General features: G+C 65.6%; 22 protein-coding genes. 14 read left to right on the top strand and 8 right to left on the bottom strand.

Translation table 11 applies throughout. The features are described from left to right. Window positions 1-38: 38 nt before the first annotated feature. Window positions 39-1,625, top strand: a complete 1,587-nt coding sequence (locus tag ACZY0B_RS09555; RefSeq protein WP_463763846.1) for a GMC family oxidoreductase — start codon at window positions 39-41, stop codon at window positions 1,623-1,625. A gap of 73 nt (window positions 1,626-1,698) precedes the next feature. After that, window positions 1,699-2,949, top strand: coding sequence for an alpha/beta hydrolase (locus ACZY0B_RS09560; RefSeq protein ID WP_463763847.1), 1,251 nt, complete (start codon window positions 1,699-1,701; stop codon window positions 2,947-2,949). Here ACZY0B_RS09560 and ACZY0B_RS09565 read toward each other — a convergent pair. The 4 genes from ACZY0B_RS09565 to ACZY0B_RS09580 are packed head-to-tail and all read right to left on the bottom strand — an operon-like array spanning window position 2,936 to window position 8,388. Continuing rightward, on the bottom strand, window positions 2,936-4,609 hold the full coding sequence (locus ACZY0B_RS09565; protein ID WP_463763848.1) for an ABC transporter family substrate-binding protein: 1,674 nt from the start codon (window positions 4,607-4,609) through the stop codon (window positions 2,936-2,938). The genes ACZY0B_RS09560 and ACZY0B_RS09565 overlap by 14 nt on opposite strands. A 10-nt stretch (window positions 4,610-4,619) precedes the next feature. After that, window positions 4,620-6,470 carry a dipeptide ABC transporter ATP-binding protein gene (locus ACZY0B_RS09570; protein WP_463763849.1) on the bottom strand — a complete coding sequence of 617 codons (1,851 nt, stop codon included), beginning with the start codon at window positions 6,468-6,470 and terminating at the stop codon, window positions 4,620-4,622. Then, window positions 6,467-7,414: an ABC transporter permease gene (locus tag ACZY0B_RS09575; protein ID WP_463763850.1), complete on the bottom strand. Its 948-nt coding sequence runs from the start codon at window positions 7,412-7,414 to the stop codon at window positions 6,467-6,469. Before ACZY0B_RS09575 ends, ACZY0B_RS09570 begins: the two co-directional genes overlap by 4 nt. After that, window positions 7,411-8,388: an ABC transporter permease gene (locus tag ACZY0B_RS09580; protein ID WP_463763888.1), complete on the bottom strand. Its 978-nt coding sequence runs from the start codon at window positions 8,386-8,388 to the stop codon at window positions 7,411-7,413. The genes ACZY0B_RS09575 and ACZY0B_RS09580 overlap by 4 nt, the downstream gene beginning before the upstream one ends. A 236-nt stretch (window positions 8,389-8,624) precedes the next feature. Here ACZY0B_RS09580 and ACZY0B_RS09585 point away from each other — a divergent pair, with 236 nt between their 5' ends. The 8 genes from ACZY0B_RS09585 to ACZY0B_RS09620 all read left to right on the top strand — a co-directional run bounded on the left by ACZY0B_RS09585 (window position 8,625) and on the right by ACZY0B_RS09620 (window position 16,558). Beyond that, window positions 8,625-8,969 carry a lsr2/espR transcriptional regulator gene (locus tag ACZY0B_RS09585; RefSeq protein ID WP_463763851.1) on the top strand — a complete coding sequence of 115 codons (345 nt, stop codon included), beginning with the start codon at window positions 8,625-8,627 and terminating at the stop codon, window positions 8,967-8,969. A 4-nt stretch (window positions 8,970-8,973) separates the two neighbouring features. Then, on the top strand, window positions 8,974-9,453 hold the full coding sequence (locus ACZY0B_RS09590; protein ID WP_463763852.1) for an NADH-quinone oxidoreductase subunit B family protein: 480 nt from the start codon (window positions 8,974-8,976) through the stop codon (window positions 9,451-9,453). Beyond that, entirely contained in the window at window positions 9,450-11,426 is a 1,977-nt protein-coding gene (locus ACZY0B_RS09595; protein ID WP_463763853.1) for a proton-conducting transporter transmembrane domain-containing protein, read from the top strand. The genes ACZY0B_RS09590 and ACZY0B_RS09595 overlap by 4 nt, the downstream gene beginning before the upstream one ends. Before the next feature lie 5 nt (window positions 11,427-11,431). Then, window positions 11,432-12,382 (top strand): respiratory chain complex I subunit 1 family protein, encoded by a 951-nt coding sequence (locus ACZY0B_RS09600; RefSeq protein WP_463763854.1) that lies wholly within the window; start codon window positions 11,432-11,434, stop codon window positions 12,380-12,382. 10 nt (window positions 12,383-12,392) lie between these two features. Continuing rightward, window positions 12,393-13,055, top strand: coding sequence for a hypothetical protein (locus ACZY0B_RS09605; protein ID WP_463763855.1), 663 nt, complete (start codon window positions 12,393-12,395; stop codon window positions 13,053-13,055). Next, on the top strand, window positions 13,055-14,524 hold the full coding sequence (locus tag ACZY0B_RS09610; RefSeq protein ID WP_463763856.1) for a proton-conducting transporter transmembrane domain-containing protein: 1,470 nt from the start codon (window positions 13,055-13,057) through the stop codon (window positions 14,522-14,524). Before ACZY0B_RS09605 ends, ACZY0B_RS09610 begins: the two co-directional genes overlap by 1 nt. Window positions 14,525-14,571: 47 nt before the next feature. Beyond that, window positions 14,572-15,996: a hydrogenase large subunit gene (locus ACZY0B_RS09615; protein ID WP_463763857.1), complete on the top strand. Its 1,425-nt coding sequence runs from the start codon at window positions 14,572-14,574 to the stop codon at window positions 15,994-15,996. A 70-nt stretch (window positions 15,997-16,066) separates the two neighbouring features. Continuing rightward, the gene (locus tag ACZY0B_RS09620) at window positions 16,067-16,558 is read left to right on the top strand and encodes a beta-class carbonic anhydrase (protein ID WP_463763858.1); all 492 of its coding nucleotides are present in this window, start codon (window positions 16,067-16,069) and stop codon (window positions 16,556-16,558) included. 75 nt (window positions 16,559-16,633) lie between these two features. Here the strand turns inward: ACZY0B_RS09620 and ACZY0B_RS09625 are convergent, their stop codons facing one another. Beyond that, window positions 16,634-17,023 (bottom strand): PaaI family thioesterase, encoded by a 390-nt coding sequence (locus ACZY0B_RS09625; protein ID WP_463763889.1) that lies wholly within the window; start codon window positions 17,021-17,023, stop codon window positions 16,634-16,636. Between the two features lie 192 nt (window positions 17,024-17,215). On the opposite strand from ACZY0B_RS09625, the gene cysD reads away from it, so the two are divergent. Genes cysD through ACZY0B_RS09640 form a run of 3 tightly spaced genes read left to right on the top strand, consistent with a single transcriptional unit; the run spans window position 17,216 to window position 20,564 of the window. Then, window positions 17,216-18,196, top strand: coding sequence for a sulfate adenylyltransferase subunit CysD (gene cysD, locus ACZY0B_RS09630; protein ID WP_463763859.1), 981 nt, complete (start codon window positions 17,216-17,218; stop codon window positions 18,194-18,196). Next, the gene (gene cysC / locus ACZY0B_RS09635; RefSeq protein ID WP_463763860.1) at window positions 18,196-20,040 is read left to right on the top strand and encodes an adenylyl-sulfate kinase; all 1,845 of its coding nucleotides are present in this window, start codon (window positions 18,196-18,198) and stop codon (window positions 20,038-20,040) included. Before cysD ends, cysC begins: the two co-directional genes overlap by 1 nt. A gap of 41 nt (window positions 20,041-20,081) precedes the next feature. Further along, complete coding sequence (locus ACZY0B_RS09640; RefSeq protein WP_463763861.1) at window positions 20,082-20,564, top strand: Rrf2 family transcriptional regulator; 483 nt, start codon at window positions 20,082-20,084, stop codon at window positions 20,562-20,564. A gap of 10 nt (window positions 20,565-20,574) precedes the next feature. On the opposite strand, the gene ACZY0B_RS09645 is transcribed toward ACZY0B_RS09640, so the two are convergent. Next, on the bottom strand, window positions 20,575-20,964 hold the full coding sequence (locus tag ACZY0B_RS09645) for a VOC family protein (RefSeq protein ID WP_463763862.1): 390 nt from the start codon (window positions 20,962-20,964) through the stop codon (window positions 20,575-20,577). Window positions 20,965-21,014: 50 nt separating this feature from the next. After that, window positions 21,015-21,428, bottom strand: a complete 414-nt coding sequence (locus ACZY0B_RS09650) for a VOC family protein (RefSeq protein WP_463763863.1) — start codon at window positions 21,426-21,428, stop codon at window positions 21,015-21,017. A 68-nt stretch (window positions 21,429-21,496) separates the two neighbouring features. Here ACZY0B_RS09650 and ACZY0B_RS09655 point away from each other — a divergent pair, with 68 nt between their 5' ends. Next, entirely contained in the window at window positions 21,497-22,375 is an 879-nt protein-coding gene (locus ACZY0B_RS09655) for an LLM class flavin-dependent oxidoreductase (protein ID WP_463763890.1), read from the top strand. On the opposite strand, the gene ACZY0B_RS09660 is transcribed toward ACZY0B_RS09655, so the two are convergent. Continuing rightward, a complete protein-coding gene (locus tag ACZY0B_RS09660) occupies window positions 22,372-24,105 on the bottom strand; it encodes an NAD-binding protein (RefSeq protein WP_463763891.1) in 1,734 nt (577 codons plus the stop codon). The genes ACZY0B_RS09655 and ACZY0B_RS09660 overlap by 4 nt on opposite strands. Window positions 24,106-24,302 lie beyond the last annotated feature (197 nt).

Genomic DNA, 24,302 nt, shown 5'->3' on the forward strand with positions numbered 1-24,302 from the left:
GCGTCACGTCTTACACTCACCCCGAAACGGGGTGCAATATGGACATCCAGTGCGACTACCTAGTGGTCGGCACCGGCTCGGCCGGCGCGGTCGTGGCGGGTCGGCTCAGCACCGGCTCGTCGAATTCGGTACTCGCGCTCGAGGCGGGCCCGCTCGACAAGAATAAGTTGATCCGCATCCCGGCGGCCTACGCCAAGTTGTTCCGCACCGAGATCGACTGGGACTACCTGACCGAACCGCAGGACGAACTGGGCGGACGCGAAATCTATTGGCCCAGAGGCAAGGTGCTGGGTGGGTGCTCGTCGATCAACGCGGGGATGTGGGTGCGTGGATTCGACGCCGACTACGACGAGTGGGCCGTGCGAGCCGGGCCGCAATGGTGTTTCGCCGAGATGCTCGGATACTTCCGTCGCATCGAGAACGTCACCGAGGCATGGCACTTCGTCAGCGGTGACGACAGCGGGGTGACCGGCCCGGTGCACATATCCCGGCAGCGTAGCCCTCGGCCGTTGACTGCGGCCTGGCTGGCCGCGGCGCGCGATTGCGGTTTTCCCGCCGCGCAACCGAATTCTGCACGGCCGGAGGGCTTTTGCGAGAGCGTCGTCACGCAGCGCCGGGGCGTTCGGTGCAGCAGTGCCGACGCCTATCTGAAGCCGGCGATGGGCCGCGAAAACCTCACCGTGCTCGCCGGGGCCACCGTGACGCGGATCCTGATCGACGGAACCCGGGCAGTCGGTGCGGAATTCGAGCGCGAGGGCCAGCTTTGCGTCGCACACGCGCGCCGCGAGGTGGTGCTCTGCGGTGGCGCCGTCAACAGCCCCCAGCTGTTGATGCTGTCCGGCATCGGCGACCGTGATCATCTCGCCGAGCACGGCATCGACCTCGTCCACCACGCACCACAGGTGGGGCAGAACCTGATCGACCACCTGGCGGCACGGCTGGGCTTCCACGTCGCCGGCGACAGCTTGTTCGCCGGCCACAAGGCGATAGAGCGGATGAAATATCTGCTGCGGCGCCGCGGCATGCTGACGTCCAGCATCGCGGAGGCGTACGGGTTTGTCCGCAGCCGGGCCGAGCTGGAGCTGCCCGATCTCGAAATCCTCTTCGCGCCGGCGCCTTTCTACGGCGACGGGCTCGCCCCGCCCGAGGGGCATGGGGTGGTGTTCGGGCCCGTCCTGGTCGCACCGGAAAGCCGTGGCCAGATCACGCTGCGGTCCGCCGACCCGCATGACAAGCCGGTGATCGAACCGCGGTACCTGTCCGATCCGGGCGGCGTCGACCGCGCCGCGATGATGGAAGGGCTGCGACTATGCACCCGGATCGCTGCGGCGCCCGCATTGAAGGATCTGCTCGGCCCCATCGCGCAACCCCCCGATTGCACCGAGCTGGACGAGGCCACCCTGGAATTGACGCTCACCACCGGTACGCAGAGCTTGTATCACCCACTGGGCACCTGCCGGATGGGCAGCGACGAGTCCAGCGTGGTGGATCCGCAGCTGCGGGTGCGGGGCGTCGACGGGCTTCGGGTCGCGGACGCCTCGGTGATGCCCAGCACGGTTCGCGGCCACACCCACGCGCCGTCGGTGCTGATCGGGGAGAAGGCCGCCGACCTGATCAGCGACTGAGTCGGCGGGTGTCAACACCTTCGGCGCACTGCCGCGCTGCTGATCATGAGCGAGCTAGGCAGAATGGGCACCGATGACGATGAACTCGAAACGGCGCCGGGTGCAGGAAAAGATTGCGGGAAAGCCTGGCGTCCGGCCGGTGCGCAGGCCGATATCCCCAGGCAGCGGCGACGAGTTCGATCTCTACTACGTGCGCACCGGCCGCAAGTCCGCCCACCCGCTGGTCATCATCCCGGGAGGCCCGGGTGTGGCGTCGTTGCAGGTCTATAAGGGGTTGCGGCGCCGCGCCGCCATCGCCGGTCTGGACGTCATCATGATCGAGCACCGTGGGGTCGGAATGTCGCGTCACGACGACTCCGGCGCCGACCTGCCGCCCGAAGCGATCACCGTCGATCAGGTGGTCGACGACATCGCCGCGGTGCTCGACGACGCCCATGTGGACTCCGCCGTCATCTATGGCACGTCGTACGGCAGCTATATCGCCGCCGGCCTCGGCGTCCGTCATCCCGGCCGGGTGCGGGCGATGATTCTCGATTCTCCGCTGCTGTCACGGCACGACATCGCGGTCGTTCGCGACACCGTTCGAGGGTTGCTGGTCGACGGCGATACTCCGGAGACCGCCGCGTTGGCCCCCAAAGTCCGCAAGCTGATCGACAGAGGGCTGATGTCCGGGTCGGCGGGGGAGATCGCGACGACCATTTACGCATACGGCGGGGCTCCGTTGCTGGATCGCGAATTGGACTTATTGCTCAGCGGCCGAAAGGCGTTGTGGCGGGCGCTGTCCCGTATGTCTGTCGTCGTCAGCCTCAATGTGGCATACCGTCACGAAATCGATCTGGTCAGCCGCATCGCGTTCCGCGAACTTGACTATGCCGCCGAGCCCGACGGTTTGCCACTGGATCCCGCTGTGGCAATGCGCGAAATCATGAGTCAGACAGCTGCTTTCGAGGCCGAGCCGTACGATTTGGTAGCCGAGATGCCCAAATTCAATTGGCCCACGGTCGTCATTTCCGGCGGCCGCGATCTGGTGACACCGCGGGCAGTGGCCGAGCGGGTGGCGTCGCTGGTGCCGAACGCGCTGCTCTTGGCGTTGCCGACGACCGCGCACAGCGCGGTGGATTTTCGAGAGCCCGCCGCGCTGACCATCGCAGAGGCGGTGTGCCGCGGGGAAACCGACAGGCTTGCCGGTCGGGGACCGGCGCTGGACGCGCTGCCCGCCCGTCCCGCAATACGCCTGCTGTGGAAGGCGGTGGGGATGGCCGCTATCGCGGAGGGTGCGCTACCCACCGTGACACCGCTGTGGCGGCGGCTCAGGTCCGCATGAACCCGATCGCGGTGTAGTCCACATCTGCTAGTCCGGCTGCACCGTAATTGGCCAAATCATGTCGTACCGCCCGGTTGCCGGGCGACTGGAACAGCGGCAGGTTGAAGCCTTCCTGCCAGATCATCCAGTCAACCTGGTTGGCGAGAACACGCGCCTTGTCCTGATCCAGCTCCGACAGCGTCTCGGCGATCTTCGCGTCGATCGCGGCATTGCCGATCCTGCCGAAATTGCTGTCGCCATCCGAGGTGTAAATCTGAGAAAGCGCAGACAACGGGAAAGCGTTTCCTTCCCAACCGAATTGAGCGATATCGAAATCGCCGACGGCGATGTATTGGCTGAAGAAGCCGTTTCCAGGTTTAAGGTCGAGCACCAACTTCACGCCGATCTGCGCCAAGCTGTTCTGCGCAACCATGGCGATCTGCCGGTTGGACGGCGCGTCGAAAAGTACGTCGCGCACCACGAGCTGCTTGCCGTCCTTCTCTCGTACCGACCCGTTGAGCCTCCATCCCATGGCATCCAAGGCTCTGCGTGCCTGTTCTGGGTTGTAATCGCCTGGTGCGCTGTTGTTTTGGTAGCCAACCTGCCCGGCCACGTAGATGTGGTTGTTCAGTGGCGTGGGATGGGTGGTCAGGCCGTGCTGGACGACATCGACAATGGTCTGGCGATCGATACCCTGGCAAACCGCCAGTCGCAGCCGCTCGTCGGCCATGATGGAACCCTCGGCGCCGTTGAAGGTGAAGTGGTACCAGGTGGGGGCAGGCGCGCGCCGGATCACGATGCCTGGCGTGCGTTGTGCGGTGACCATATCGTCAAGCGAGCCCACGCCGGCGGCATCGATTGCCTTGTTCTGCAACGCCGGGATGACGGCGGAGCTGTCGAGCACCAGGAAGGTGATCGAATCCAGCCGAGGCTTGCGACCCCACCATTGGGGATTGCGGGTCAGCACGATGCGCTGTGCGGTCCTGTCAATCGTGGACACGATGAACGGTCCCGCTGACGGGCCAGGACCTTCGAGCTGGCCCTTGTTGAAGACCTCCGGGTTGGCGGTCATGCTCCGAGGTTGTATCCCGCCGGCGAACATCCCACGCCATTCGGCGTACGGATCGGAGAAGGTGACCACTGCTTGCCGGTCGTCCACACCTCTGGTCACCGATTTCACGCGTTCGAACCCGGCGCGGCTGGCGATCAAGTACTTCTTGTCGCGGCCGCTGCACGCGTCAACCTCAGACTTGAGGTCTTCCCACGTGATCGGCTTGCCGTCGCTCCAGGTTGCTTTCGGATTGATTGTGTAAGTGACGGTCTGGGGGTTGGTACCGGTCAGCTCGGCACCGGTGAAATAGTCGGTGTTGAGATTCAGCGTCCCGTCGGCCTGAGTCATGAATGCCCCTGGCAGCGTGGGTGCCACAATCGCGTTGGTGTCCGAGGTATTGCCGTCGATGTTCAACTCATTGAAGTTGTCCGGGAAGGCCGTCAGCGGGAGTCGCAGGTTGCCGCCGTCCCGCAGCGTGGCAGGGTCCTGCGGGTTCATATCGCTGCTAGCTCCGACCTGCGCGGCCCGCGCCTCCGGAAGGTCCTGATACCCACTCGAGCATCCGGTGACCACCAACACGAGCGCCAACAGCAGGGCTGCGAGCTTGCGGGCTCTCGGTGCGTGCGTCACCCCGACGATGCTAACGGGCCGTGACATCGGGATGCGCTCGCGGAACGGCGTCCAGCAGCCGCCGGGTGTATTCGTGCTGTGGGTTCTTGAAGACCTCTTCGCCGTCGCCCTGCTCGACTATGCCGCCCCGGTACAACACCACCACCTGATGCGCCAGGTGTTTGACCACGGAAAGGTCATGTGAGACAAACAGATACGACAAGCCGAACTGCGCTTGCAGGTCGAGCAACAGGTTGATGATCCCGGCCTGGATTGAGACGTCCAGTGCCGACACCGGCTCGTCGAGCGCCAGGATCTTGGGCTGCAACGCCAGCGCCCGCGCGATGCCGATGCGCTGCTTTTGCCCACCGGAGAACTCGGCCGGATAGCGAGTTGCGTCGGCACGGCGCAAACCAACGATGTCGAGCAGCTCCGCGACTCGCGCGTCGGTGTCACCCTTGCGAAGGCCGCTCGCCTGTAACGGTTCGACGATGATGTCGGAAACGGGTAGCCGAGGGTCCAGGGACGCGACCGGGTCTTGGAATACCACCTGGATGTCGCGCCGCAGTGCGCGCCGGGTCTCCGGACTCAACGTTGCGACGTCTTCGCCGAGAACCTCGATGGAACCCGCTTGTGGTGCGGTCAGTTCCAGGATCTGTTGCAGGGTAGTCGATTTCCCAGAACCGGATTCGCCGACGATCGCCAGCGTGCGGCCCTGTTCCAGGGTGAAGCTGACGCCGTCGACCGCTCGCACCTCACCCACCCGCCGGCGGAAGACCACGCCCTTGGTAAGCGGGTAGGTCTTGCTGATGTCCATGACCCGTAGCACGGTTGCGCGTTCGTCCGCCGCGCTGTCGATCGCCGGCGGCTGTGTGGACACGTCGAAGATGTCAGCGGCCGTGCGACCCGCGACGTCGTCGGTACGGATGCAGGCCGCCCGGTGGCCTTCGGAGACGGTGATCAGAGCTGGCTCAGCCGAACGACATTCGTCGATCACCAGTGGACAGCGTGCAGCGAACGGGCAGGCATCGGGTGCCAGCGTCGACAGGTTGGGCGGCGCGCCCGGAATCGGAATCAGTCGAGTGCCCTGCGGCGCGTCCAGCCGCGGCACCGAACCGAGCAACCCGGCCGTGTAGGGCATGCGGCGGTCGCGGTACAGATCGTCAACGGTCGCGATCTCGACCTCGCGCCCGGCGTACATGACCATCGCCCGGTCGGCGAATTCCGAGACCACGCCCAGGTCGTGGGTGATGATCAACAGGCCCGCGCCGGTCACGTCGCGCGCAGTCCGCAGCACGTCGAGAATCTGAGCCTGCACGGTGACGTCCAATGCGGTGGTGGGCTCGTCACAGATCAGCAGGTCCGGATCGTTGGCGATCGCGATCGCGATCACCACCCGCTGGCGCTCGCCGCCAGACAGCTCGTGGGGGAACGCCTTTGCCCGGCGGTCCGGCTGCGCGATGCCGACCAGCTCGAGCAACTCTGCGGCACGCTTGCGGGCATCTGCCCGGCCGATGTCATGGTGGTGAACCCTGATGGCTTCGGCTATCTGGTCACCGACGGTGTAGACGGGAGTGAGCGCCGACATCGGGTCCTGGAACACGGTCCCGATCGTCTTTCCGCGGATCTGTGACATCGCCTGGTCGGACAGCCCGAGTAATTCCTGGCCGTGTAACCGCACCGAACCCGACACCTCACCGTATTCGGGCAGCAGCCCGACCACGGCCATGGCGGCGGTGCTTTTCCCGCAGCCCGATTCTCCGACGATGGCGAGCACTTCGCCCGGATCGATGTGGTAGGTCGCGCCGCGCACCGCGGGCACCCGCACGTCCACGGTGTCGAAGGTAACGCTGAGGTCGGTTACCTCTAGCAGCGCCGTCACCGGGGTCGCCAAACTGGTCGCCGCTTTTTCCGGCGTGCCAGCCGGGCGCCCGGGTCGACGGCGTCGCGTAGTCCGTCACCGGCGAGATTCGCGCACAACACAATCAATACCAAAGCCGCGCCCGGGAACAGGAAGACCCAGGGGAATGTGGTCACCGAAGGAGTGCCCTCCGCGATCAGCGTGCCCAGCGAAACGTCCGGCGGCTGAACGCCGAAACCCAGGAAGCTCAACCCGGTTTCGGCCAGGATCGCGAATCCTACGTTCAGTGTTGCGTCGATGATCAGGATCGAGGCGACATTCGGCACGATGTGATGCGTGATCACCCGGCGGCTCGACACCCCCATATATCTTGCCGCGCGGACGAATTCGCGTTCTCGCAGGCTCATCGTCAGCCCGCGCACCATTCGTGAGCTGACCATCCAGCCGAATGCTGCGAGGAGCACGATGAGCCAGAGAATGCTGTTCGATTGTTTGGTGCGTGGCGTGACGATCGCGATGAGCAGGAAACTCGGCACGACCAGCAGCAGGTCCACCAGCCACATCAGCGTTCGGTCGCGCCAGCCACCGAAATAGCCGGCAATCGACCCGACGGTGGCGGCGATGGTGGTCGATATCAAGGCCACGCAAAAGCCGATCAGTAGTGACTTCTGCATTCCGCACAGGGTCCGGGCCAGTAGGTCCTGGCCCAAGGCGTTGGTGCCGAACCAGTGTTTTCCCGACGGCGGCTGTAGCAGCGCGTGCAGGTCCAAATCGGTATAGCTGTAAGGCAGTAGCGGCGGTAGTGCGTAGCAGCCGATGAATGCCAGTGCCAGCAGAATCAGCGCCGCCGTCGCGGGCTTATTGCGAAGGAAGCGGCGAATCAACAGGTTTCGGCGGGATGTGAACGTGGCGGCCGGGTCGATACCAGACCGTACCGGCGTGCTTTGCGCAGCCTCTTGCGTCATGAAACCCGCACCCTCGGATCCAGCGCCGCGTAAATGACGTCGGACAACAGTCCCGCCAGCAGAACCGCCGCTCCGGAGAGAAGCGTGATCGCCGCGACGACGTTGGCGTCCTGGGTCGCGATTCCTGACACAACCCACTCACCCATGCCGTGCCAGCCGAAGATCTTCTCGACGAACACCGCGCCCACCACCAGGCCGCTCACGCCGTAGGCGAACAACGTGGCCATCGGAATCAGCGCGGTGCGCAATCCGTGTTTGAACAACGCGCGCCGGCGGGTCAGGCCCTTTGCGCGCGCGGTCCGGATGAAATCCTCGCCGAGCACATCGAGCATCGCATTGCGTTGGTAGCGGCTGAAACCCGCGATCGCGCCCAGGGCGAGGGTCAGAGTGGGCAGCACGATGTGTTGCAAGCGTTCGATGAGCTCGTCGACGGTTCCACTGGGCGGGAGCGGCGAGGTCTCACCGGTGTACTGGAAGATCCCCACTCCGGCGAGCATGTTGACCCGCAGCGCGCCCAGAATGAGCAAACTCGCCAGCACGAAAGACGGGATGCTCAACACGATCAGCGACAGCACCGTGATCACACGATCGCTCAGCTTGTACTGGCGGACCGCGCCCCAGGCGCCAACGATGACGCCGATCAGCGTGCCGAGCACCGAACCGGTCACCACCAGTCGCAGGCTCACCCCGACCCGGCGCCACAGCTCCTGGGAGACCGGGTGACCGCTCACCGTCACTCCGAAGTCACCGCGGACCACACCGGAAATCCATCTCGCGTAGCGGATGGGCACCGGTTTGTCCAAGCCCAGCTGAACGGCCTTGGCGTGAATAACCTCCGGTGGCGGCGTCGGGTGGCGCTGCACAAAACTGTCGAGCGGATGAAACGTCTGCGAGGTCAGCAGGAAAGTCAGGAAAGACGCCAGCACCAGCAGGACGATGTAGTTGAGGAACCGCCGGGCAAGGTACCGGATCATGGCCGGCCGGCCCGCCTGCATCGCATGGGGACAGGTTAGCGAGAGGAGCGCGAGCCGGCTTGGATCGCGGTGTGCCGGCCACGCCGAACCGGTCTGCCGGTAGTTGCGGCACCTGGCGAGCTTCTGCCCTCAAGTGCAGCGCGTGCGACCACCGTTGCGCAGCGGTGGGATTCCTGCGATATGATGAATTCTTCAATTGTTCAACTGTCGGAATAGCGAAGTCTTCAGGAGCAAGGGTGGAATCGAAGCCCCTTTACAAGCTCAAAGCCGACCTGTTCAAGACGCTTGCGCACCCGGCGCGAATCAGGATTCTCGAGCTGGTGGTGGAGCGGGACCGCTCGGTCGGAGAGTTGTTGATGTCTGATGTCGGGCTCGAGGCGTCGAACTTATCCCAGCAGCTGGCCGTGTTGCGTCGGGCCGGAGTTGTCGTCGCGGACCGCGATGGCAATGTCGTGACCTATTCGATCGCCTCGCCCGACATCGCCGAGCTGCTCGCGGTAGCTCGCAAGGTCCTGGCCAGGGTGCTCACTGACCGGGTCGCGGTGCTGGAAGACCTGCGCGCCGACGGAACAGCGAATTAGTACCGTGGGCTGGCTCGCCAAAATCCTTCGCGTCGGCCGGATCGTCGAGCCCGTGGGTGCGCCGCCGCCGCCGGCAACAGAACCGCTTGCGGGAGTGCGAGGTTCGCTGCAGATCCGGCATGTCGACGCGGGTTCGTGCAACGGATGTGAGGTGGAGATTTCGGGCGTGTTCGGCCCGGTTTACGACGCGGAACGGTTCGGAGCACGGCTAGTGGCCTCGCCCCGGCATGCCGATGCGTTGCTGGTAACCGGGGTGGTGACGCGCAACATGGCCGGCCCGCTGCGTAACACCCTCGAGGCGACGCCACGTCCGCGGGTGGTGATCGCGTGCGGAGATTGCGCCTTGAACAGAGGGGTGTTCAAGGATGCCTATGCCGTCGCCGGCGCGGTGGGTGAGCTGGTGCCCGTCGATGTCGAGATCGCGGGATGCCCGCCCACACCCGCCGAAATCGTTGCGGCTCTGCGATCCGTGACGGGGAAATGACCACCACATCGACGGTCATCGCGACGTCGACGCCAAATATATTGCCACCAAAGGCTTTCGGTCTGACAGTCGGTGGGATCATCACGTCGGGTGTGGGCATCGCCGGGGTGTGGCTGGGCTTGCAGGGGATGTTCGGATCGTTGCGTCCGGTAGCCATCGACTGGCTTCTTCCGTTGTCCGGCATACGGATTGAGGTCGATCCACTGGGCGGATTTTTCATGGCGCTCACGGGCGCGGTAGCGGTGCCGGTCGGCTGCTATGCGATCGGGTACGCGCGACGTGAGCATCTGAGCTGGGTCGCCCTGGCGGTGTTGCCGGTGTTTGTCGCGGCGATGGTGCTGGTGCCGGCCGCGGGATCGGTGACGACGTTTCTGCTGGCCTGGGAGTTGATGGCGATAGCGTCGCTGATGTTGGTGCTGTCCGAGCACACCCGCCCGCAGGTCCGCTCGGCGGGTCTGTCGTACGCGGTGATGACCCAGCTCGGGTTCGTCGCGATCCTGGTCGGGCTGATGGTGTTATCGGCGGCCGGCGGAGCGGACCGGTTCGCCGATCTCGCGGGGGTGTCTGACGGGGCCCGCACTGCCGTGTTTGTGCTGACGCTGCTCGGCTTCGGGTCGAAGGCGGGACTGGTGCCACTGCACGCCTGGCTACCGCGTGCCCACCCCGAGGCGCCCAGCCCGGTGTCGGCCCTGATGAGCGCGGCGATGGTCAACCTGGGGATTTACGGCATTGTTCGCTTCGATCTGCAGTTGCTCGGGCCGGGCCCGCGCTGGTGGGCGCTTACGCTTTTGGCTGTCGGCGCAATATCCGCGTTATACGGGGTGCTGCAGGCCTCGGTGGCCACCGATATCAAACGGCTGCTGGCCTATTCGACGACAGAGAACATGGGCCTGGTCACGTTGGCGCTCGGTGCGGCAACGCTTTTCGCGGATACCGGCGCTTACGGTCCGGCGACGATTGCGGCAGCCGCGGCGGTACTGCATCTGATGGCGCACGCGTCGTTCAAGAGCCTGGGTTTCCTCGCGGCGGGGTCGGTGCTGGCTTCGACTGGGCTGCGCGACCTTGACCTGCTCGGCGGACTGGCTCGCCGGATGCCGATGACCACCGTGTTTTTCGGAGTGGCCGCGCTGGGGGCGTGTGGGCTGCCGCTCGGTGCCGGTTTTGTCAGCGAGTGGCTACTGGTGCAGTCACTGATCCACGCCGCGCCCGGACACGATTCCATCGTGGCGCTGACGACACCCCTGGCGGTCGGCGCGGTCGCACTTGCCACCGGTCTGAGCGTGGCGGCGATGGTCAAGGCGTTCGGCATCGGCTTTCTCGCCCGTCCGCGTTCCAGGCAGGCCGCCGACGCTTGTGAGGCGCCGGCCACCATGCGCGTCGGCATGGCGATCGCGGCCGGCGGCTGCCTGGTGCTGGCGGTGGCGCCGATGCTCGTCGCCCCGGCACTGCGCCGGACGCTTGCAACGCTGCCACTCGCACGCGCGGTCGAGTTGACCGATTTCGGTGCCGTGGTGCGACTCCCCGGGGTGTCCGGGTCGATCGCACCCGGCGTGATCGCCGCCAGTGTGGTGGCCGCGGCGCTGGTGGCGACCGGGCTGGCCAGGTCGCGTGTCCGCCGGCGCCCCGCACCGGTCGTATTGCCGCTATGGGCATGCGGCGCCGACGAGCTCACCGAGCGTATGCAATACACGGCCACATCGTTCGCCGAGCCGCTGCAGCGGGTCTTCGATGATGTGCTGCGCCCCGATACCGGCATCGAGGTCACCCACGCGGCGGAATCACGGTTCATGGCCGAAAGGATCACCTACCGCACCGCGATTACCGACACGATCGAACTGCGCCTCTATGCCCCGGTGGTCGCTGCGATAGTCGCCGTGGCCGGGCTGGTCCGGCGCGCTCACACCGGCAGCGTCCACCTTTACCTGGCCTACGGGGCGTTGGGCGTGCTGATCGTGCTGGTGGTCGCCAGGTGAACGCTATGTCCTACGTCGCCGGGGCAGCCCAGCTTGGCGCGGTCGCAGTGGGCGCGCCGGTGGTGGTCGGCGCGACGCGGCAAGTGCGAGCCCGCTGGGAGGGACGAGCCGGCGGAGGCGTGTTGCAACCATGGCGCGATCTGCTCAAACAACTTGGCAAGCAACAGATCACGCCGACTGGAACGACGGTCGTATTCGCGGCCGCGCCCGCGATCGTCGCCGGGACTACGCTCCTGATCGCCGCGATTGCACCGATCGTCGCCACGGGGTCGCCGCTGGACACCAGCGCCGACTTGTTCGCAGTCGTCGGCCTCCTATTTCTGGGCACCGTGGCGCTCGCTCTTGCCGGCATCGACACCGGCACCTCGTTCGGTGGCATGGGCGCAAGCCGCGAGATCACCATTGCCGCCCTCGTGGAGCCGACGATCCTGTTGGCGGTGTTCGCGCTGTCCATCCCGGCCGGATCGACCAATCTTGGTGCGCTGGTGACAAATACGATCGCACACCCCGGCCACGTCATGTCTTTGACCGCTGTGCTCGCCTTCGTCGCGCTGGTGATCGTGATCGTCGCCGAGACCGGCCGGCTGCCGGTGGACAACCCAGCCACCCACCTGGAATTGACGATGGTGCATGAAGCGATGGTCCTCGAGTATGGCGGCCCGCGATTGGCGCTGGTCGAATGGGCGTCGGGGATGCGGCTCACGGTCCTGCTGGCGCTGTTGGCGAATCTGTTCCTGCCGTGGGGGATCGCGGGCGCCCAGCCCACCGCGCTCGAGGTGTTGGTCGGCGTGGTTGCAATAGCCGCCAAGGTCGCGGTCCTCGCGACGCTGCTTGCGACATTCGAGGTGTTCATCGCCAAACTTCGACTATTCCGAGTGCCCGAACTGTTGGCGGGTTCGTTTCTGCTGGCCCTGCTCGCGGTCACCGCCGCCAACTTCTTCACGGTCCGCACGTGAGGGCCCGGCGATGAACGACGCTAATTTTTCGATCCTTATCGACTTCGCCGCAGGCGGGCTGATGCTCACCGCGGTATTGATCGTCTGGCGCCGCGAACTGCCCGCCATCGTGCATCTGCTGGCTTGGCAGGGTCTGGCACTGACAGCGATCCCGATGGTGCGCGGCATCCACGATCGCGATCTTGCCCTGGTCGGAGTGGCCGTCGCGGTACTGGCGCTACGCGTGGCGATGTTGCCGTGGCTGCTGGCCCGGGTGGTGAGGGCCGAAGTCGCCTCGCGGCGGGAGGCTACCCCGCTGGTGAACACCACCAGCTCGCTGCTGATTACCGGCGGGCTGACCATCGCCGCCTTCGCGATCACCCAACCCGTGGTCGACCTGGCACCGGGCCCCAGCACCAACGCCGTGCCTGCCGCGTTCGCGGTGGTGCTGATTGCGCTCTTCGTGTTGACCACACGGTTGCATGCGATCTCGCAAGCCGCCGGATTCCTGATGCTAGACAACGGGATTGCCGCGACCGCGTTCCTGCTCACCGCGGGGGTGCCATTGATTGTCGAACTCGGCGCCTCACTCGATGTGCTGTTGGCCGTGATTGTGATCGGTGTGTTGACCAGCCGGCTGCGACACACCTTCGGCGACGCCGACCTGGACAAGCTGCAGGAACTACACGACTGATGACCGTATTGTTGCTCGCTGCGATCCTTGCGCCGCTCGCCGCGTCTATCGCCGCCCTGGTGGGCGGGTGGCGGCACGTGACGGCTACGGTGACCGTCCTGTCCGCGGTCACCGTGCTGGTGTGCGCTGCGGCGTTAGGGTTTCGGGTCGGGTCCGGTACCCAGTTCGCGCTGGGCGGGTTGCTGCGGGCCGACGCGCTCGCGGTGACCATGCTTATCGTCATCGGAATCGTCGGCACGCTGGCCACCTGGGCGAGCGTCAGTTACATCGATACCGAGCTCGCGCATGCCCACATCGACGAGCGCGGTGCCCGTCTCTATGGCGTGCTGACGCCGGCGTTTTTGGCGGCGATGGTTCTCGCGGTGTGCGCCAACAATATTGGGGTGGTATGGGTAGCCATCGAGGCGACCACCGTGATTACCGCCTTCCTGGTGGGACATCGCCGCACCCGCACCGCGCTGGAAGCGACCTGGAAGTATGTCGTGATCTGCTCGGTGGGTATCGCTGTCGCATTCTTGGGCACTGTGCTGCTGTACTTCGCGGCCCGCTACACGGACGCACCCGCTGCCCACGCGCTGAACCTTGACGTCCTGGCCGCGCATGCCCACGGCCTGAATCCGGCGGTCACGAGGCTTGCCGGGGGACTGTTGCTCATCGGTTACGGCGCCAAGGCCGGGCTCTTCCCCTTCCATACCTGGCTGGCCGACGCCCACAGCCAAGCCCCCGCGCCGGTGTCCGCGCTGATGAGCGGGGTGCTGCTGTCGGTGGCATTCTCGGTGCTCATCCGGCTGCGGCCCATCATCGACGCGGCCGCCGGACCCACCTTCCTGCGCAGCGGGTTGCTCGTGGTCGGGTTGGTGACGCTGCTGGTCGCGGCGATGATGCTGACCGTCACCGGCGATATCAAGCGCATGCTGGCGTACTCGTCGATGGAGAACATGGGCCTGATCGCGATCGCGGAAGCCGTCGGCACCACATTGGCGATCTCCGCTCTGCTGTTGCATGTGCTCGCCCACGGGATCGCCAAGACCGTGTTGTTCCTGACGGGCGGCCAGCTCCAGGCCGCGCACAACTCCACCACCATCGCCGACCTCACCGGCGTCATGCGCCGCTCGCGGCTGATCAGCGTGTCACTTGCCACCGGCCTGATTGTCCTGCTGGGCCTCCCCCCGTTCGCGATGTTCGCCAGCGAGCTGGCCATCGCGCGCTCGCTGGCCAACGCGCGGCTGGCGTGGGTGCTGGGCGCCGCGATGCTGCTGATCGCGATCGCCTTCGCCGCCCTCGCGCGCAATTCGGGGCGGGTACTGCTTGGTGCCCCCGCGGCGGGCGCGCCACCGATTACCGTGCCCGTCACCGCCGCGGCGGCCCTGATCGTGGGGATCGTCCTCTCGGCAGCCCTGGGCATCACTGCGGGTCCTCTCACCGACCTGTTCGCCGCCGCGAGCAGCAACGTCGGAGTCCCGCGGTGAACCGAAGCTGGTTGCGGCACAGGGTCTCCCAGCACGGACTCACCGAAATGGCCGAACAGCTGCTAGACGACTCGTTCCGGCTGGCGCTGGTTGCCGCGCATGACGACGGAGACAGTCTGCGGGTGATCTACCTGTTCCTGGCGGGCTGGCCCGATCGCCGTGTCGAGCTGGAATGTGTTGTACCCGCCAGTGATCCACATATCCGATCCTTGGCCTATGTATCGTTTCCGGCTAGCCGATTCGAGCGCGAAATGGCGGACCTGTACGGGATCCGTCCCGTCGGCCATCCCAACCCCCGCCGCCTGGTCCGCCACGCACACTGGCCCGACTGGCATCCCATGCGCACGAACGCGGGACCCGCACCCGAATTCGCCGACACCGGCGCATTCCCCTTCCTTAACGTCGAAGGACCCGGGATCTACGAAATCCCGGTCGGCCCCGTCCACGCCGGCCTTATCGAACCCGGCCACTTCCGCTTCTCGGTGGCGGGCGAGACGGTCGTGCGGCTGAAGGCCCGGCTGTGGTTCGTGCACCGTGGCATCGAGAAGCTGTTCCATGGCCGTACCGCCTTCGGGGCTGTCGATCTCGCCGAACGCATCAGCGGCGACACGTCGGCCGCGCACGCCCTGGCCCACAGCCTCGCCGTCGAAGACGCCCTCGGCATCGAGCTGCCCGATGAGGTGCACCGGCTGCGGGCCCTGATCGTCGAACTCGAGCGGCTCTACAATCACGCCGCCGATCTCGGCGCCTTGGCCAACGACATCGGCTACGGCATCGCCAACACGCACGCTCAGCGCATCCGGGAAAGACTGCTGCGGCTCAATGCCGCCATTACCGGCCACCGGCTGCTACGCGGCGCCATCCGCCCGGGCGGGATTGCGCTGCAAGCTCTTCCGGACACCGAAGAACTTCAACGGCTCGCCGCCGACATGGCCGAGGTCGCCTCGCTGACACTGGCCAACGCGGTTGCCTACGACCGATTCGCCGGTACCGCCATCCTCCGCTCCGAAGACGCCTCCGCGCTGGGCTGTCTGGGGTACGTCGCCCGCGCCAGCGGCCTGCGCACCGATGCCCGGGTCGAGCACCCCACCGCCGAGCTGCCCATCGCCGAAATCGGTGCGGCAGATGGAGACGTCCTCGCCCGCTACACCGTGCGGCGCGACGAGTTCGCCGCGTCCGCCATCCTCGCCCGGCATATTGTCGAATCGCACAGCGGTGGAATCGAATACATCGCCAGAGTCGACCGACCGGGTGCGTCGAGCAGCGGTATCGGCATCGTCGAAGGTTGGCGCGGCACGATTGTGCACCGTGTCGAAATCGACGCGACTAACCACATCACCCGCGCCAAAATCGTTGACCCGTCCTGGTTCAACTGGCCCGCGCTGCCCGTGGCGATGACCGACACCATCGTCCCCGACTTCCCGCTGGCCAACAAAAGCTTCAACCAGTCCTATGCGGGTAACGACCTGTAGCGCAGGCACATAAGAACTGGCCGAGCAAAACTAGACGCTGCGCCAGCCGAAGGGGATACACTGCGGCACCGTGACGGTTACCGATGACTACCTGGCCAACAACGCCGAGTACGCAAGCACGTTCAACGGCCCACTGCCCTTGCCGCCGAGCAAACACGTCGCGGTCGTCGCGTGTATGGACGCCCGGCTCGACGTCTACCGGGTCCTCGGTCTCAATGAAGGTGAATCCCACGTCATCCGCAATGCGGGTGGAGTCGCGACCGATGACGTCATTCGTTCACTGGCCATCAGTCAACGGCTGCTGGGGACTCAAGAGGTCATCCTGATCCACCACACCGACTGCGGGATGCTCACCTTCACCGACGACGACTTCAAGCGCACCATCCAGGAAGAGACGGGTGTGAAGCCGCCGTGGGCAGCCGAGGCCTTCCCGGATATCGCCGAGGACGTCCGGCAGTCGCTGCGCCGCATCGAGAACAGCCCGTTTGTGACCAAGCATGTGTCGTTGCGCGGCTTCGTCTTCGATGTCGCGACCGGCAAGCTCGAAGAGATCACCCTCTAGCACTCCCTGTCGCTGGGAGGCGGGCAGACCGCCGCATCTTCGGAAGCCTCGAATGGACCAACGCGCCGACGGTGTTCAGCCGACTTTGTAAGTAGCGAGGGCTTTGGCGATCAGCGTGCCGTCCGGGTCGATGATCTCGGCCTCGCAGTTGGTCAACGATCGGCCCCGCCGCAGGACTCGGCCCACCCCGATCACGTCGGTGGCCCGGGCCGGCGCCATGAAGTCCAGCGCCATCGACACCGTGACGCCGCGCAGCCCGGGCGGTGCTTCCACGCCGCACCATGCCGCCGCCATGACGGTGAGATCGGCGAGCGTGGCAATGGCGCCGCCATGAACCATGTCGCCGACGGTGACATTCGAGGGATCCCACGGCAGCCGCAGCCGTACTTCGTCGTCGTTGAGCTGGTCGGCGACGATTCCCAGCTTGGCTACGAACGGTGATTGGGGGAGAAACTGCGCGATCACGTCGCGCCCGTTCGCGGGAGCGGGAGCGGAAGAAGTGGTCATCCGTCCATGCTTTCCTACCGAGCGGCCCGGGCAACAGGCTGTCGCCGCAACCTGGCGCAATGTGCCCGGTGCTCGGCTCGCGCGCCACCTGCCGCCGCCCATTGACACCGCTGGGGTGGGCTGGTTCTATAGACGGCAATGACCGTAAACATGGTCAGTTCTACCAAGTTTATCCGGATATACGGATTGGACAGGGAAACCATGACCAGTGGTGTGACGGCGGGCCCCTCCGCCGGCCAGTACGAATTGAGCCATCTGCGCTCGTTGGAGGCGGAGGCCATCCACATCATCCGGGAGGTTGCCGCGGAGTTTGAGCGGCCGGTGCTGCTGTTCTCCGGCGGCAAGGACTCCATTGTGATGCTCTACCTGGCCCTGAAGGCGTTCCGCCCCGGGCGGCTGCCGTTCCCGGTCATGCATGTCGACACCGGCCACAACTTCGACGAGGTGATCTCGACCCGCGACGAACTCGTCGAGCAGTTCGGGGTGCGCTTGGTGGTGGCGTCGGTGCAGGAAGACATCGACGCCGGCCGGGTCGTCGAAACCATCCCGTCGCGCAACCCGATACAGACCGTGACGCTGCTGCGCGCGATCCGGGAGAACAAATTCGACGCCGCGTTCGGCGGGGCCCGGCGCGACGAAGAGAAGGCGCGCGCCAAGGAGCGGGTGTTCAGCTTCCGTGACGAATTCGGCCAGTGGGACCCCAAGGTCCAGCGGCCCGAGCTGTGGAACCTGTACAACGGGCGGCACCACAAGGGCGAGCACATCCGGGTCTTCCCGCTGTCGAACTGGACCGAGTTCGACATCTGGTCCTACATCGGGGCGGAGAAGATCAAGTTGCCGTCGATCTATTTCGCGCACCGGCGCAAGGTTTTTCAGCGCGATGGGATGTTGCTGGCGGTAGACCGCCACTTGCAGCCGCGTGCCGACGAGCCGGTGGTGGAGAAGATGGTGCGGTTCCGCACCGTCGGGGATGTCACCTGCACCGGGTGTGTCGAATCGGAAGCCGCCACGGTGTCGGAAGTCATTGCCGAGACCGCGGTGTCGCGGCTGACCGAGCGCGGCGCTACCAGGGCGGACGACCGCATCTCAGAGGCTGGAATGGAAGACCGGAAACGGCAGGGTTACTTCTGATGGCAACGTTACTGAGGCTGGCTACCGCGGGCTCCGTCGACGACGGCAAGTCGACGCTGATAGGGCGCCTGCTCTACGACTCCAAGGCCGTGATGGAAGACCAGTGGGCCTCGGTGGAGCGGACGTCCAAGGAGCGCGGCCACGAGTACACCGACCTGTCGCTGGTCACCGATGGCCTGCGGGCTGAACGTGAACAAGGCATCACCATCGATGTCGCCTACCGCTACTTCGCCACTCCCAAGCGGAAATTCATCATCGCCGACACCCCGGGCCACATTCAGTACACCCGCAATATGGTTACCGGCGCTTCGACCGCCCAACTGGTGATCGTGCTCGTCGACGCCCGACAGGGCCTGCTCGAGCAGTCACGCCGGCACGCCTTCCTGGCGTCGCTGTTGGGCATCCAGCACATCGTGCTGGCGGTCAACAAAATGGACTTGATCGACTGGGACAGAGAGAAGTTCGAAGCGATTCGGGATGAGTTCCACGCTTTCGCCGCACGTTTGGACGTGCAGGACGTGGCCACCATCCCGATGTCCGCGCTGCACGGCGACAACGTGGTGACCAAATCGGACCGGTCGCCCTGGTATGAGGGCCCGGCGTTGCTCTCACACCTCGAAGAGGTGTACATCGCCGGTGACCGCAATCTGGTCGACGTGCGGTTCCCGGTCCAGTACGTGATCCGGCCGCAGACCCACGAGCACCGAGACCACCGCAGTTACGCCGGAACGGTGGCCAGTGGAGTGATGCGCCCCGGCGACGAGGTGGTGGTGCTGCCGGTCGGCAAGACCAGCAAGATCAGCACGATCGAAGGCCCGAATGGCCCTGTGCAAGAGGCGTTTCCGCCGATGGCCGTGTCGGTGAGCTTGACCGACGATATCGATATTTCGCGTGGTGACATGATCGCCCGCACCAACAACCAGCCCAGGGTCGCGCAGGAATTCGACGCGACCGTGTGTTGGATGGCCGACGGCGCTTCGCTTGAGCCGGGTCGTGATTACGTCATCAAGCACACCACTCGAATCACGCGGGCGCGAGTGACCGCGCTGGACTACCGGCTCGATGTCAATACCCTGCATCGGGACAAGAGCGCTACGGCGTTGAAGCTCAACGAACTTGGCCGTATTTCGCTGCGCACCCAGGTGCCGTTGCTGCTCGACGAGTACACCCGCAACGCCAGCACCGGTTCGTTCATCCTGATCGACCCGAACACCAACGGCACCGTGGCAGCGGGCATGGTGTTGCGCGACGTCGCTGCGCAGAAGGCAAGCCCGAACACGGTGCGGCACGAGTCGCTGGTCACGGCCGAAGACCGGGTAGCCCGGGGCCGGACGGTGTGGCTGACCGGCCTGTCGGGTGCGGGCAAATCGTCGGTGGCCATGCTGATCGAGCAGAAGCTGCTCGAAAAGGGTATTCCCGCTTACGTTCTCGACGGTGACAACCTGCGGCACGGCCTGAATGCCGACCTGGGCTTTTCCATGGCCGATCGTGCGGAGAACCTGCGCCGCCTCGCCCATGTCGCGACGCTGCTCGCCGATTCAGGCCAGACCGTACTGGTCCCCGCGATCAGCCCGCTGGCCGAACACCGCGAGATGGCTCGTAAAGTGCACGCCGACGCCGGGTTTGAATTCTTCGAGGTGTTCTGCGACACCCCGCTCTCCGAATGTGAGGCGCGTGATCCCAAGGGGCTCTATGCCAAAGCCCGCGCGGGCGAGATCACGCATTTCACCGGTATCGACAGTCCGTACCAGCGGCCGAAAAACCCGGATCTGCGGCTGATCCCGGACCGCTCGCTCGAGGAGATGGCGCAGAGCGTGATCGACCTGCTGGAGTTGCGCAGCTAGACGCACCGACCCAGGCGTCCGCGCGTGGCACAATCCTCAGGGTGCGGATGTCAGCAAAGGCGGAGTACGCGGTGCGGGCGATGATCCAGCTCGCCACCGTGGACAGCGGCACGCTGGTCAAAACCGACGATTTGGCCCAGGCGCAGGGCATACCGCCGCAGTTCCTGGTCGACATCCTTACCAACCTGCGCACCGACCGCCTGGTGCGCAGCCACCGCGGGCGCGACGGGGGCTATGAGCTGGCCCGTCCGGGCAGCGAGATCAGCATTGCCGACGTGCTGCGCTGCATTGACGGGCCGCTGGCCAGCGTCCGAGACATCGGCCTCGGTGACCTGCCGTACTCGGGACCCACGGCGCCCCTGGCCGACGTCTGGCGTGCGCTGCGCGCCAGCATGCGCTCGGTGCTGGAGGAGACGACCCTGGCCGATGTCGCATCCGGCACCCTGCCCAAGCACGTCGCGAAGCTCGCCGACGACTATCGCGGCCAGGAGAGCGTCCGGCATGGCGCATCGCGCGGCGACTAGGCCCTAAGCCTCAGCCGGCGGATCCGTAGGGCCGAGTCAGAATCTCCATGGCATGCCCGGAGGGGTCCAGGAAGTAGACCCCGCGACCTCCGTGGTTGTGGTTGATCTCGCCGGGACGGCTTTGGCGAGGATCGGCCCAATGCTGCAGGCCCCGCGATCGGATCTTGCCGTAGATCGTGTCGAACTCCGGCTCGGAGACCAGGAACGCGTAGTGTTGCCGCCGGATTTCCTCGCCCTCGGGGGCGTTCGCGAAATCGAGGTTCACGCCGTGCTCGAGTGCGACAACCATGAAGTTGCCGAATGGCTTCGGGCTGGGCAGGTCGAAGAGCTCGGCGAGAAATTCCGCGGACTCGCGTTTGTCGTGTGCGGCGACGATGGTGTGGTTGAAATTGATGGACATAGTTCTTTCCAGTCAACCACTGTCGCCGCGAGGCGACAACGCGCAAAGCGCTACTTGGGCGCGGTCAGTTCCAAGGCGATGTTGTCGGGGTCGCGGAACTCCAGAATGTATGACGGCCCAATGTCTTTGACCGGCTCGTGCTCGATGCCGATTTCATCGAGGTGTGCTGCCGCGGTATCTAATTCTGCCAGGCTGGCGAGCCGGAACGCGATGTGGTCGAGACCGCAGCGGTCTTCGTGGAAGCGGTCCGTGGCGACCGGCCGCAGCCCAAGCAGCGTGCCGCCGAGGTCGTAGATGACGCCGCCGTACAGAAAGCTCAACTGGTTGCGGGTTGCCTCGCTCGCGTTCTCGGGAACTTCGAGCAGCACTGGCCAATCGAACACGCTCTCGTAGAACTGCCGCGAACGCTCGATATCGGTGACCGTAAGGCGGACATGTGCGATGGACGTACTCGTGAAGGTCACTGGACCCATGGTGCCACTCCAGGTAGCAGTGTTGAAGGCATGCCAGAATCGCCGTCGTGCGGATAGCAATGACGATGCCGGTGATGGAACCGGATTTGGATGCCACGGTGCTTCAGAACTGGGCGCGCACGATCGACGAGGGCCCCTTCTCGTCGCTGTGCTGGGGCGAACGCATCGCGTTCACCAACCCGGACAATCTCACGCTGCTGGGTGCGCTCGCTGCCTGGACCAAACGGGTGCGGCTGATGACGACGGTGATCGTGCCGCAGCTGCACGATCCGACGATGTTGGCCAAAGGTTTGGCCACGGGGGACATGCTGTCCGGCGGGCGGTTGACCGTCGGCATCGGCGTGGGCGGCAGGCACGAGGACTACCACGCGGTGGGCGCCGACCCGGCGACGCAGACGATGCGCGACATGGCCGACCGGGTCGCGGTGATGAAGCGGGTGTGGGCCGGCGAAAAGATCACCGAATCGGTGCTCCCGGTCGGACCCGCCCCGGTTCAGCCCGGTGGCCCGCCGCTGTTGGTCGGCAGTATCGGGCCGAAGACCGTCCGCAGCGCGGCAGCCTGGGCCGACGGCCTGGCCGGCACCACCTTGGACCTGGACGTCGACAAGCAGAATGAGCTCTTCGATGTGGCTCGGGCAGCGTGGGCGCAGGCCGGCAAGCCCAAACCCCATCTGATGACGTCGTTCTGGTTCGCCTTCGGTACGCCCGAACAGTCCCGCGCCCAGGTGCATCAGCATCTGCTGCGCTACATGAACTGGATTCCGGCTGAGTACGTCGACGCGATGGCCCCGATGACCGGCTGGGCCGGTAGTGAGGACGAGCTGGCGGCGGTGCTGCGCAAATTCGAAGAGATCGGCACCGACGAGGTTCAGCTCATCCCGACCAGTTCAGACCTCGATCAGGCGCGCCGCGCCGCGGACGTGGCCGGGCGGCTTTAGGCCGGCAGGCGTTCGCGGCCGACGTCCGGTTGCTGCGGGGGTTGGCCCTTTTGCAGCGTGGCCACCAACTCGCGGTAGGGGCCGACAAGGTAGACGGTGTCGCCGGCGCGCAGCCGGGCATCGCGCCGCGGGTGTAGCTGCACCGGGGCGTCCTCGCGGGTGATCGCGATGACGCGGGTCTGCGTGGACAGCTCGAACATCCGCAGTCCGTCGAGTTCGCTGCCCGCGGCCACGTGCATGCCGCCGACCATGAAGTAGCGCTGCCCAACGGAAAACGTGCCCAGCGTTTGCAGGCCCATCGCCGCGCCGACGAACCACGGGGCAGCCAACGCGACGGTCGAACGAACAGTGTCGAAACCGAACCGCTCGGCCACCGCGCTGCCCAGCGCATGGTCGTAGATACGCAACACGATCGGCACATCGGGCCGGATGACCTTGGGCATGACCCGCGGACCCAACATCTCGCGCAGCACGATGCCGGTCTCGATGTTGACCATGTCGTCGTGGGTCAGCACCGCCACCGCGCGGGCGGTGTCGACGCGGGCCGCTTTCAGGGTCTGGCGCAGCGTCGCATCCCCGAAGATCACCGGCACCTCGAGTTCGGCGGCCGTCGAAAGGTAGCGGTTATTCTCATCGAGCTCGATCACCGCCACCTCGTATCCGGCGGCGGTCAGGTCGGCGATGACGCGGCTGCCGAACGAACCCAGCCCGACGACGACGACGTGATTGCGCAGGTGGCGCGCGCGCCGGCGGCCGGCCGTATGAGCGAAACGGCGCGAAATCAGCAGGTCGGCGATGAACGCGACGAGGACGGCCGTGGTCATCACGCCGGCGAACATCAACATGATGCTGAACAATCGCAACCATGTGGGCTGCGCGAGGAAGCTGAAGTCGCCATAGCCCACCGTCGCGATCGTCTCGGTACTGAAGTACAAGGCGTCGACCCAGGTCATTCTCTGGTGGGCCTGGTAGCAGTAGCGCAACAACACCGTCGAGAAGATCAGCACGCCCAACGCTGCGGTTACCGCACGCAAAAACATCGGATTGATGTCATTGCGCAGGCCGCGCGCGACGTCAATGGCCCGCCGCATCCGGCGCTGACGGATGCGTGTCGTGCTCGGCCGCGGGGCCTTGATGCCGCGAGCCGCCAGCTCTTCGGCGGTGCCGATCATCGCGGTCCAATCGCCGGCGCGGACCTTCAGGTCGCGGCCCGGACATGTCTCCAGCAATCCGGGCGCGGGCGAGTTCTTGCCGTGGATCACCGCCACCGGCGCCAGGTCGGCGTAGATCTCGCGCAGCGTCGCGTCGTAGGGTGCCTGCGAGCCCGAGACGAGGAACTTGATCCCGGCCGCCTCGAACGGGTGCACGGTGTGGGCCAGAGCTGCCTCGACGACGGACGGCGCCGCCAGCTCGGCGACATCGAGGATCGCACCGGGACCGTTACCGTCGGCGATCGCTTCGCGCAGTACGTCATTGGCCAGCCGGGCCACCACGCGTACGTTCGGGTTGGCTTTCCTTGCCAGTAGGGCGATTTCGAGATTTATCGCGTCGTCATCCCCTGCGCAGACCACCGCGGCCGCGCGAACGATCCCGGCCTGGACGAGGTCGTCCTTGGTGTCGGCGACATTGTCATCGACGAGCTTGACGATGGTTGCGCCGGCGTTCTCCAGCTCCTCGGCTATCGTCGTCGCCAGCGCGTCGTCACCGCTGACGATGATGTGACGTTGCATGCTCAGCACGTTTCACCTTCGAAGACGAGGGCTCGGCCGCTCGGCGATTGTCCCGGGCCGTCTCGCATAGACCCACTATCGGCTACTGTGCCGATTTCTGCCAGCGAAACGCCCGGATGCTCGTGGGTCTGGTGACTCGCCGGCTTGATGTCGGAGCTCAACACCGATGTGCTGCAAGCGGAGTCACGGCCTCGAGT

The organism is Mycobacterium sp. IDUB_19 (assembly GCF_055419445.1).